Source organism: Paraburkholderia lycopersici (genome assembly GCF_900096975.1).
Classification (GTDB): Bacteria; Pseudomonadota; Gammaproteobacteria; order Burkholderiales; family Burkholderiaceae; genus Paraburkholderia; species Paraburkholderia lycopersici.
Window position 1 is genome coordinate 271,208 of the sequence record NZ_FMYQ01000004.1, and the last position, 10,381, is coordinate 281,588.

At 67.6% G+C, this 10,381-nt stretch carries 9 protein-coding genes and 1 pseudogene; 5 read left to right on the forward strand and 5 right to left on the reverse strand.

What is annotated here, in order from left to right; translation table 11 throughout:
- Nucleotides 1-50: 50 nt before the first annotated feature.
- From BLU17_RS07320 to BLU17_RS07335, 4 genes are all read left to right on the forward strand, one after another.
- Nucleotides 51-1,184 carry an acyl-CoA dehydrogenase family protein gene (locus tag BLU17_RS07320; protein ID WP_091996046.1) on the forward strand — a complete coding sequence of 378 codons (1,134 nt, stop codon included), beginning with the start codon at nucleotides 51-53 and terminating at the stop codon, nucleotides 1,182-1,184.
- A gap of 63 nt (nucleotides 1,185-1,247) precedes the next feature.
- On the forward strand, nucleotides 1,248-2,972 hold the full coding sequence (locus BLU17_RS07325; RefSeq protein ID WP_091996047.1) for an AMP-binding protein: 1,725 nt from the start codon (nucleotides 1,248-1,250) through the stop codon (nucleotides 2,970-2,972).
- 19 nt (nucleotides 2,973-2,991) lie between these two features.
- Complete coding sequence (locus tag BLU17_RS07330; protein WP_091996048.1) at nucleotides 2,992-3,777, forward strand: enoyl-CoA hydratase; 786 nt, start codon at nucleotides 2,992-2,994, stop codon at nucleotides 3,775-3,777.
- Between the two features lie 3 nt (nucleotides 3,778-3,780).
- On the forward strand, nucleotides 3,781-4,929 hold the full coding sequence (locus BLU17_RS07335; RefSeq protein ID WP_091996049.1) for an enoyl-CoA hydratase/isomerase family protein: 1,149 nt from the start codon (nucleotides 3,781-3,783) through the stop codon (nucleotides 4,927-4,929).
- Nucleotides 4,930-5,082: 153 nt separating this feature from the next.
- On the opposite strand, the gene ppnP is transcribed toward BLU17_RS07335, so the two are convergent.
- From ppnP to BLU17_RS07350, 3 genes are all read right to left on the reverse strand, one after another.
- Nucleotides 5,083-5,403, reverse strand: coding sequence for a pyrimidine/purine nucleoside phosphorylase (gene ppnP, locus BLU17_RS07340; protein WP_091996050.1), 321 nt, complete (start codon nucleotides 5,401-5,403; stop codon nucleotides 5,083-5,085).
- Between the two features lie 232 nt (nucleotides 5,404-5,635).
- Nucleotides 5,636-6,436, reverse strand: a complete 801-nt coding sequence (locus BLU17_RS07345; protein WP_091996051.1) for a family 1 encapsulin nanocompartment shell protein — start codon at nucleotides 6,434-6,436, stop codon at nucleotides 5,636-5,638.
- Nucleotides 6,429-7,514 carry a Dyp-type peroxidase gene (locus tag BLU17_RS07350; RefSeq protein ID WP_091996052.1) on the reverse strand — a complete coding sequence of 362 codons (1,086 nt, stop codon included), beginning with the start codon at nucleotides 7,512-7,514 and terminating at the stop codon, nucleotides 6,429-6,431. The genes BLU17_RS07345 and BLU17_RS07350 overlap by 8 nt, the downstream gene beginning before the upstream one ends.
- Nucleotides 7,515-7,651: 137 nt before the next feature.
- Between BLU17_RS07350 and BLU17_RS07355 the strand changes: the two genes are divergently transcribed.
- Complete coding sequence (locus tag BLU17_RS07355) at nucleotides 7,652-7,924, forward strand: hypothetical protein (RefSeq protein WP_091996053.1); 273 nt, start codon at nucleotides 7,652-7,654, stop codon at nucleotides 7,922-7,924.
- Between the two features lie 4 nt (nucleotides 7,925-7,928).
- Here BLU17_RS07355 and BLU17_RS07360 read toward each other — a convergent pair whose 3' ends face one another.
- Together BLU17_RS07360 and BLU17_RS32220 are read right to left on the reverse strand one after the other, a co-directional pair.
- Complete coding sequence (locus BLU17_RS07360) at nucleotides 7,929-9,986, reverse strand: VTT domain-containing protein (protein WP_091996054.1); 2,058 nt, start codon at nucleotides 9,984-9,986, stop codon at nucleotides 7,929-7,931.
- A gap of 248 nt (nucleotides 9,987-10,234) precedes the next feature.
- Nucleotides 10,235-10,381 (reverse strand): annotated as a pseudogene (locus BLU17_RS32220) (electron transfer flavoprotein subunit alpha/FixB family protein); the annotation flags it as partial.

Sequence of the window (10,381 nt, forward strand, 5' to 3'; positions counted from 1 at the left end):
CATGAACCGTTGCCGTGCTGCGGCGCAAGAGACACAGGAAGGAGACACACATGGACGAGTTCTACACCGACGACCAGCGCATGATTCGCGACGCCGCACGCGACTTCTCGAGCGAGCGCCTTGCGCCGAACGCGGCCCAATGGGACCGCGACGGCAAGCTGCCCGACGAGGTCGTCAAGCAGTTGGGCGAACTGGGCTTTCTCGGCATGATCGTGCCGCAGGAGCTGGGCGGCTCGTACACCGACTACGTGGCCTACGCGCTCGCGATGGAGGAAATCGCGGCTGGCTGCGCTTCGTGCGCGACGCTCGTGAGCGTGCACAACTCGGTGGGCTGCGGGCCGATCCTGAAGTTCGGCACCGACGCGCAAAAGGACCGTTGGCTCGGCAAGCTGGCAAGCGGCGAGATGATCGGCGCGTTTTGCCTGACGGAGCCGCAGGCCGGCTCCGAGGCGAACAACCTGCGCACGCGCGCCGAGCTGCGCGACGGCAAGTGGGTGCTCAACGGCAACAAGCAGTTCGTGACCAACGGCTCGCGCGCGAACGTCGCCATCGTGTTCGCCGTGACCGATGCCGACGCGGGCAAGCGCGGCATTTCCGCCTTCATCGTGCCGACCGACACGCCGGGTTTCAACGTCGGACCGCCAGAGAAGAAGATGGGCATTCGCGCGTCGGACACCTGCCCGATCTCGCTCGTCGATTGCGCGATTCCCGAAGCGAACCTGCTCGGCCAGCGCGGCGAAGGGCTCAAGATCGCGCTCGCGAATCTCGAAGGCGGCCGCATCGGCATTGCGGCGCAGGCGCTCGGCATCGCGCGCGCGGCCTTCGATGCGGCGCGCGCCTATGCGCACGAGCGCGTGCAGTTCGGCGAGCCCATCATCAAGCATCAGAGCGTGGCCAACTTGCTCGCCGACATGCATACGCGCATCAACGCGGCGCGCCATCTCGTGCATCACGCGGCGCGGCTGCGCACGCTCGGCAAGCCCTGTCTTTCGGAAGCCTCGCAGGCGAAGCTGTACGCGTCCGAGATGGCGGAGGAAGTGTGCTCGCACGCGATCCAGATTCATGGCGGCTATGGCTTCCTCAACGATTATCCGGTGGAGCGCCATTACCGCGATGCGCGCATCACGCAGATTTACGAAGGCACGAGCGAAGTGCAGCGCATGGTGATCGCACGGCAGCTTTGAAGAATGGAAAGGATGGCGAAGCAATAATAAAGACGAGCGCGAACGCGCACTTTGGAGACGACGATGACCGGGTTCACCCCTTCCGCGCAGGCTTTCATCGACGCACGCGAGCTGCTGCTGCGTCACCGCACCGACTACTCACGCGCCTACGATGAATTCGCATGGCCGAAGCTCGATACGTTCAACTGGGCGCTCGACTACTTCGACGTGATGGCGCGCGGGAACGACAACCCGGCGCTGTGGATCGTCGACGATCTCGCGAATGGCGGCACGCGCTATTCGTTCGCGCAGATGTCCGAGCGCTCTTCGCGCATGGCGAACTTTCTGCGCGAGCAGGGCGTCGCGCGCGGCGACCGTCTGCTTTTGATGCTGCCGAACCGCGTCGAACTCTGGGACGTCATGCTCGCGGCGATGAAGCTGGGCGCGGTGGTGCTGCCCGCCACGACGCAACTCTCGCCCGACGACGTGCGCGAGCGCGTGGAAACGGGCGGCGCGCGCTACGTCGTCGTGGACGCCGCCGAACTCGTCAAATTCGACGCGCTCGATGCCGGCGTGAAGCGCATCGCGGTGGGTGCGCCGCCGCATGCGGGCGAGGCGTGGATCGACCTTTCGCGCGCGTACGAGGCGAGCCCCGCATTCGAGCCCGACGGACCCACGCGCGCCACCGACCCGCTCCTGCTCTACTTCACCTCGGGCACGACCTCGAAGCCCAAGCTCGTCGAGCACACGCACGAAAGCTACCCCGTGGGCCATCTTTCGACGATGTACTGGATCGGCCTCATGCCTGGCGACGTCCACTGGAACATCAGTTCGCCGGGCTGGGCCAAGCATGCGTGGAGCTGCTTCTTCGCGCCGTGGAACGCGCAGGCCTGCGTGTTCGTCTACAACTATGCGCGCTTCGTGCCGAAAGACACGCTCGCCGCGCTCGTGCAATGCGGCGTGACCACGCTGTGCGCGCCGCCCACGGTGTGGCGCATGCTCGTGCAGGAGCCGCTCGCGTCGTATGCCGTCAAGCTGCGCGAGATCGTGGGCGCGGGCGAACCGCTCAATCCCGAGATCATCGAACGCGTGCGCCACGCGTGGGGCATCACGATCCGCGACGGCTACGGACAGACCGAAACGACCTGCCAGATCGGCAACTCGCCGGGCCAGCCCGTGGTGCCGGGATCGATGGGGCGGCCACTGCCCGGCTACCGCGTGGAACTCGTCGACCCCGACGATCAGCCGGTGGGCGAAGGCGAAATTGCGCTGCCGCTTGGGCGTAATTCGGCGCTTCGCCCGCTCGGCCTGATGACGGGCTATGCGAACAACGCGAAGGCGACCGAATACGCAATGCGCAACGGCTACTATCACACGTCCGACGTCGCCATGCGCCGAGACGACGGTTACTACGTCTACGTGGGCCGCGCCGACGACGTATTCAAGTCGTCGGACTACCGTCTGAGTCCATTCGAACTGGAAAGCGTGTTGATCGAGCACGAAGCGATCGCCGAAGCGGCGGTCGTGCCGAGCCCGGACAACCTGCGTCTCTCGGTGCCGAAGGCGTTCGTCATCGTGCGTCAAGGTTATGAAGCCGGGCCCGATCTCGCGCGGGAGGTGTTCCGCTTCTCTCGCGAAAAGCTCGCGCCGTACAAGCGCATTCGCCGCCTGCAGTTCAGCGATCTGCCGAAGACGATCTCGGGAAAAATCCGCCGCGTCGAGCTGCGCCGCCGTGAAATGGAACGCGACGCCGGCATTGCACGCCAGCCCGACGAGTACTGGGAAGAGGATTTTCCCGAGCTTCGCTAATATCTCAACGGAGTCCGAAATGATTGAATTCGAATACGCGCATGATGGCGCGGTGGCTGTGCTCACGCTATCGCGGCCGCCCGCGAACGCCTTTACCGTCGATGGGTTGCGCCAGCTCCAGCAGGTGGTCGAGGCGTTCGACCGCGAGCCCCAGGTGCGCGCCGTCGTGATTACGGGCAGCGGACCGAAGTTCTTCAGCGCGGGCGCAGACCTCAATGCTTTCGCCGAAGGCGACCGCGAGGTCGCGCGTACAGCGGCGGGCGCGTTCGGCGCGGCTTTCGAAGCGCTGCAGAACGCGCGGCCCGTGGTGATCGCCGCGATCAACGGCTACGCGATGGGTGGTGGCCTCGAGTGCGCGCTCTCATGCGACATCCGCATTGCCGAGGAACACGCGCAGCTCGCGCTGCCCGAGCCCGCCGTGGGGCTGCTGCCTTCCGGCTGCGGCACGCAGACCTTGCCCTGGCTCGTAGGCGAAGGCTGGGCCAAGCGCATTATCCTCACGGGCGAGCGCGTGAATGCGCAAACGGCGCTGCGCATCGGGCTCGTGGAGGAAGTCGTCGCGACGGGCGGCGCGCGCGAGGCCGCGCTCGCGATGGCGGCGCGCGTTGCTGGCCTGAGCCCGCAGGCCGTGACGGCCAGCAAGGCGCTTATCCATCAGGCGCGCAACGGCGTGCCGCGCGGCGCGGCGCTCGCGGTCGAGCGCGAGCGCTTTGTCGATCTGTTCGACTCGCCCAACCAGCGCGAGGGCGTCAACGCGTTTCTGGAGAAACGCAAGCCGCGCTGGCACATTGAAACGGAGAGCTAAGTCATGAATGCAACACCCGCTTCCGTCTCGGCCGCACCGGAAGCCGAACACGACGTGCTGTTTCGCGTGGTCAATCGCGTGGCGATCGTCACGCTCAATCGTCCGGCGGCGCTCAATGCGCTCTCTCACGCCATGGTGCGCGAACTGGCGGTGCTGCTGGAGCGCGTGCGCTCGGACGACGATATCGTTGCGCTGGTGCTGGAGGGCGCGGGCCCGAAAGGCTTTTGCGCGGGCGGCGACGTGCGCGCGCTCTATCAGCTTGCGCGCGACAAAGCGCGTGACGGCGCAAACGGCTGGCAACAATTCTTCGTCGACGAATATCGGCTCGACTACCGGTTGCACACTTTTTCCAGGCCCATCGTCGCGCTGCTCGACGGCGTGACGATGGGCGGCGGCATGGGGCTCGGCCAGGCGGCGGCGCTGCGCGTGGCGACCTCGCGCACGAAGATCGCGATGCCGGAAACGCGCATCGGTCTGTTGCCCGATGTGGGCGCGACGCATTTCCTCGCGAAGATGCCGGTGGAGATGGAACTTTACGTCGGCTTGACCGGCGCGACGCTCGGCGGTGCGGACGCGGTGCATTGCCGTCTCGCGGATGCCTGCGTGCCCGCCGAGTGGCTCGACGGCTACGAGGCGCGCCTCGCGGCCGCGCAATGGACAGGCGACGTGCACGCCGCGCTGCGCGAGATTTTCGTCGCGCCGTGCCACGAAGCCGGCGACGGCACGCTGGCCTCGTTCGCGCCGCTCATCGTGCGTCACTTCGACCGCCGCGCGCGTGTCGAGCAGATCGTGGCCTCGCTGCGCGCCGACCTCGAACGCGAGCACACGCAACCCGAGCGTGCCTGGCTCGAAGCCACGCTCGACGCGCTCACGCACCATTCGCCCACGATGCTCGAAGTCACGCGCGAGGCGCTGCTGCGCGGTCGCCAGATGACGCTCGCCGAGAGCTTTCGCATGGAGCTTGGCATCGTAGGCCGCGCGATCGGGGAGGGCGACTTCTGCGAAGGCGTGCGTGCGCATCTCGTCGACAAGGATCGCAAGCCGCGCTGGGCGCCTGCAACGCTCGTCGAAGTACGGCCCGAGCGCGTGCAGCATTTTCTGGCTTCGCCATGGCGCGGCGAGGCGCATCCGCTGGCGGATCTCGGCGCCTGAACAACGGCCAGGCGTTCGTGCGCGAGACCTTCAGTCGGAGGACTCGCGCGCAGCCGGCTCGCGTTCGCTCACGGCGGCACGCGCGCCGCGTCTGCAATGACGCTGGCGAGCAGCGCGCCGTTCGCGAGGCGGGCGTATGAAACGGCGCGGCGCTTACAGGTAGCTGCAAACGTAGTCGAGCGTCTCGATCACGTCGATGTCGAAGCGGCTCTTGCCCGGCACGGAGAACGACTCTCCGGCGCTGTAAGTCTTCCACTCGTCGGCGCCATCCAGGCGGATGCGGCACTTGCCGGCCTGCACTTCCATGAGTTCGGCGGCGTCGGTGCCGAAGTTGAGCGTGCCCGGAAGGATCACGCCGAGCGTCTTGCGGGAGCCGTCGGCGAACAGCACCGTGTGCGAGACGCACTTGCCGTCGAAGTAGACGTTGGCGCGTTTGATTACGGAAACCTGGTCGAATTGCGTTGCTGCCGTCATGGGATCTTCTCTTCCTCTGGTCGTCGGGGGTCGTCGTGAATGGAGTCGTACGCCGCGGCGGCACGGTCGTCCGCGGCGAGCCCGTCATCATACCGGCAGTTAGGTCAGGCGGGGGCGTCGACTCCATGCCGCTGCCTGTTGTCGCGCGTACCGTGCGGCGCTCCGGGTTCCGCAAAAAAAGGGGCGCTCGAAAAAGCGCCCCTTTTTTGCCGCCCGCCAATCGGCGCGACGCTTATTCCGGCTTCACCGCCACCGAAGCCTCGGCGGTCAGCAGCATGAACGTGAAGCTCTCCTGCAGGTAGAGCTTCACGCTGTTCTCGTCGTGCGACGAATAGCCGATCGACACATCCTGCCCGAGGTGGAACGCGAAATCGCCGCCACGGGTGCTCAGGATCGCGCCGCCCTCGATGGCCGGTGCCCAGATGATCTCGCCGTTCACGAGGCGGCGAATGTGCTCGAGAATCGGGTAGCTCTGATCGCTCGCTTCGCTCACGGCGGTGTACGCATCGGAGCCGAGCAGCACCGTGTACGGACCGTCCACGCCTTGCAGCCGCAATTGCTCGAGCGCCTTGGCGATCACCTCCGGATATTCGCCGATATCGGCCGGCATCGGCAGCACGGGGTTCGACGTGCCTTCGCGAATGCCCGTGATCTGCGCGGCGCGGTAGCCGTCGAAGATCGCGCGGTCTTCCGCGAACGCGAGGCGCGTGGCCGCGTCCTTGGCCGGCTGCCAGTCGGAGTCCTCGGCGCCGCGCTCCACGTCGTCGATCGCTTCGCGCGAGAGCTCGAACGGCACGCGCAGTTCGACGATCGCCTTCACTTCGCGCTGACGCGCGCGCATGCCTTCGAGCGGCGCCTCGATGCCGTTCTGGTGGCCCGTGCCGACGGCGGCGAGTGCGGGGCCGCCCGGGCCCTCGACGTCCACGACGCGGCGGCCCGCAAGGGAGCGCTTGAAGGTGCGCGCGACTTCTTCTTCGATTTGCGACCACGCGGCCGTGGAAATCGGCGCCAGCTCGCGATGGAGGTTATTCATACCGGGGTGCTCCTTTGAGGGATCCGATGGCGAGCGAGCCGTCCGCGGAGGGCGCGGCGGCAGGCTCGGTTTCTGTTGGTGCCGGGTTGGCGGTGTCCACCTCCACGGTGGGCGCGGTGCCTGGTTCGACTTCGGCAAGCGCTTCGAGCAGCGGCTGCGACGGTACGAAGAACAGGCCGCCCGTCACGGCGCGGCTGAAGTCGAGCAGGCGGTCGTAGTTGCCCGGCGGCACGCCGACGAACATGTTTTCGAGCATCTGTTCGATCGGCTGCGGCGAGCGCGCGTAGCCGATGAAGTAGGTGCCGAATTCGCCCGAGCCGGGCCGGCCGAACGGCATGTTGTCGCGCAGGATCTTGATCTCGTTGCCTGCGTTGTCTTCGAGCGTCGTGAGGGAGCTGTGCGACCAGCTCGGCTTCACGGCCTCGTCGAGTTCGATGTCCTGGAGCTTGGTGCGGCCGATGATGTGTTCCTGCGCCTCCACGGAAAGCGCGTTCCAGCCCTTCATGTCGTGCAGGTACTTCTGTACGAGCACGTAGCTGCCGCCGCAGAACTCGGGGTCCTCGTTTTCGCCGATCACCGTGAAATGAACCGCTTCGTTGCCGGTGGGATTCTCGGTGCCGTCGACGAAGCCGATCATCGCGCGCATGTCGAAGTTGCGAAAGCCGTGCACTTCGTCGACGGTCGTGACCGCGCCTTCGAGGCGCTTCATGAGCTGCGTGGCGAGTTCGAAGCACAGGTCGGTTTCGTCGGCTCGAATGTGCAGCAAAATGTCGCCGGGCGTGGCAATGGCCTTGCGCTCGCCCGTGCCGAATTCACGGAACGCGTGCAGCCCGGCCGGGCGCGGCTCGCCGAACAGCTTGTCCCACGCGTCGGACGAAAAGCCCACCACGCATGAGAGATTGCCGGCCGGCACGCGCTTGCCGACCGCGCGCACGAGGTTGGCGACGTCGGCGCACCAGGCGCGCACGGTGGCGCGGCTCGCGGCGTCTTCGTTGACGGTCGCAACGATGAAGAAGGCATTGCGCGTGACGGCGCTGGAGACGGACTGCGGTTCCTGCGTGAGTGAGGCCGGCGTCATGATGTGGGTATCGCTGGAGTCGGTGTGAAATCTGCTGTGCCGCATAGTTTAGCCAAAGTCGCGAAAACGGGCGGTTTGCAGGCGAGCGGCTGGTCGTGCGAGGATAGTCGGCGTCATCGCCATCGTGGAGACACGCCATGTGGGACCACACCGAGCACGAAGGCTTCGAGATCTGGGTGCTGCCGATTCCGGCGTTCGGGCCGCGCTCGCCCGAGCCGCTGTTTCACTACAGCGGCTACATCTGCCGGCACGGCGCGGACGCCCATCTCGAAGGAAGCAGCGTGCGCTTTCACGACATGATGCGCAACTACACCGGCCCCGACGCCGCGCTCGACGCCGCCTACGCGGAAGCGCGCAAGCGCATCGACCGCTTTCGCGATACCGGCAGCTGGGCCGCAAGCGCGGCGTAAGCCCTCAGCGGCCGCCCTGCACGATCAGCTTCACGGGCCGCCCTTCGCAGCCCACCTCGCCCGGCAGCGTGAGCATGCGCCACCCGGCCGGCTGGTCGGGCGCGGTGAGGTCGGAGGCGTCGTCGGGGTAGGTGGTCAGCACGTTGAACGGCCAGGACCCGCGGCGCAGCCGCTCATGCACGAGCGAGCCGATCCAGACGGGGGTAGGCTCGGCGCCGTTTCCATTGCCGTTGCTGCGCGGCGCGAGCGCATAGCCCGAAGGCCAGAAGCGCAGCACGTCGCGGCGGCTGCCCGGCTCGCCGGTGTCGCCCGTGAGGCGCGCGCGGGCGAACACCAGCGGCGAGGGCAGGCCGTTGTTCAGCTTCGGCAAGAGCGGCAGCGTCATGACGTCCACACGCGGCGCGACGAGCGAAAGCACGCTCCTCACCGAGATCTGCGGGCCCTCGCTCCAGCCGGCGTCGCGCAGCGCCGCGCGCAGATTCTCGCGGCTCGCGGCCCACTGGATCGTCATCGGCTCGCGCCGCGCGCCCTTCATGTCGAAGCGATAGCACGCCAGCGTCTTCCATAGCGAATCGCTCCACTGCATCTGCGTGACGACGACGGGCGCCCGCGGCGCCGCGGCGGCACCCGAAGGCGGCGTGGGACGGCGCCCCGGCGGGACTGTCTGCAGGAGAACCGCGGCGACCAGCACGAAGAGCACAACGGGAGGCACGAAAGCGCGCTGCGGCGGCCGCTTCGGGTAGCGCCAGAGCGACGTGAGCACCACGACCGCCACCCAGATCGAGGCGAAGGCCGCGCCGCCGATGGCGTCGGAGAACAGGAAGCGGTCGAAATAGAGCCCCGCGAACGCCACGGCCACCACGATGCCATTGCCGAGCGCGGCGACGAGCGCGGCCTCCAGCATGCTCGCGCGCCGCACGAGCAGGAACATCACGAAGCCGTAGACGATCACCATCGAGGCCACGCGGTCGCTCGGAAACACGTAGGCTTCGACGCTCTCGCCGCCGCCCGCCGAGTGGTGGATCACGAAGCGCAGGACGAGGATGAGCAGTTGCGAAACACCGGCCGCGAGCATCCAGTAAGCGATGGTGCGCCAGCGCCGCTCGAGCACCATCCATACGCTCACGGTCGCGATGAGCGCCGTGAGCGTCCACGTGCTGCCGAGCGTTTCGACGCGCGCGAGCGCTTCGTCGGCCCAGGTGGTGCGGATCGACTGGAGGAACTGGCGCACGGACTGGTCGAGCTGCACGAGCGGCGCGCCGCGCAGCACGTTGCCGAGCACATACGAGAACACGGCCGCGCACACGGGCACGAGGCCCGTAATCACGATGATGGGACCCAGCGCGGGCTGTGCCGGGTCGAGCAGACGCGCGAGGCGCCGCGATACGCGTCCCGGATGCTGCGCTGCCCACTGTGCGGCGCTGCGCCGCGACGCGCCGGCCCAGTTGTCGATGTGCAGCAGCAGCATGCGCACGAAACGCCAGATGAGCCAGACCGCGAGCGCGACGATGCCGATGATGACGACGAGCCGGAACGACACCGCGCCCGCGAGCTGGAGCGAGGCGCCGAACACCACGCCGGGCACGATGTGCGCGGGCGCCCAGATGAGCGCGGAAAGCACGTTCATCACGAAAAAGCGCATGGGCGCCATGCCGGCCATGCCCGCGACGATCGGCACGACGGCGCGCAGCGGCGCGATGAAGCGCGCGAGGATCACGCTGCGCGTGCCGTGGCTCGCGAAATAGGCCTGCGCGCGCTCGAGAATGCCGGGGTGGCGGCTGAACGGCCACATCTGGGCCAGCGAGCCGCGGTGGCGGTGGCCGACCCAGAAGCTCACGCCGTCGCCGGCCACGGCGCCCGCGATGGCGCAGACGAAGAGCCAGCCGAGGTTGATCGCGCCCGTGGCCGCGAACGCACCCGCGATGAACATGGCCGTGCTGCCGGGGATGAAGGTGCCGATGAGCGCCAGCGACTCGAGGAAGGCGGCGAGCACGACGACCGCGAGCGTCCACGCGGCATGCGCGGCGAGCAGGTGCAGCAGGTGATCGTAGGCGTGCTCCATCGACGGGGCGGGTTCGTTCTGGGCGCTCGCGCGGGGTGCGCAACGAGCGGACGGGCGTCGGCCCGCATCTTGCCTGACGCGGCGCGCGCGGCCTTCAGGCGCAATATAACCGGGCGCGCGCAAGTGCGTGCGGCGGGGCGCAGTGCCGCTGGGGGGGATGGGCGAGGGGATGCGGCGCGCATTGGCGCCGCTTGAGGAGGCGGGGCCGCGTCGCGCGACGGCGACGCGGTCGGCTGGCTGGCGGCGCGTTAGCCGGGTTCCTTCACGAGTTCCGGCACGACCGTGAACAGGTCGCCGACGAGGCCATAGTCGGCCACGCTGAAGATCGGCGCCTCTTCGTCCTTGTTGATCGCGACGATCACCTTCGAGTCCTTCATGCCGGCCAGATGCTGGAT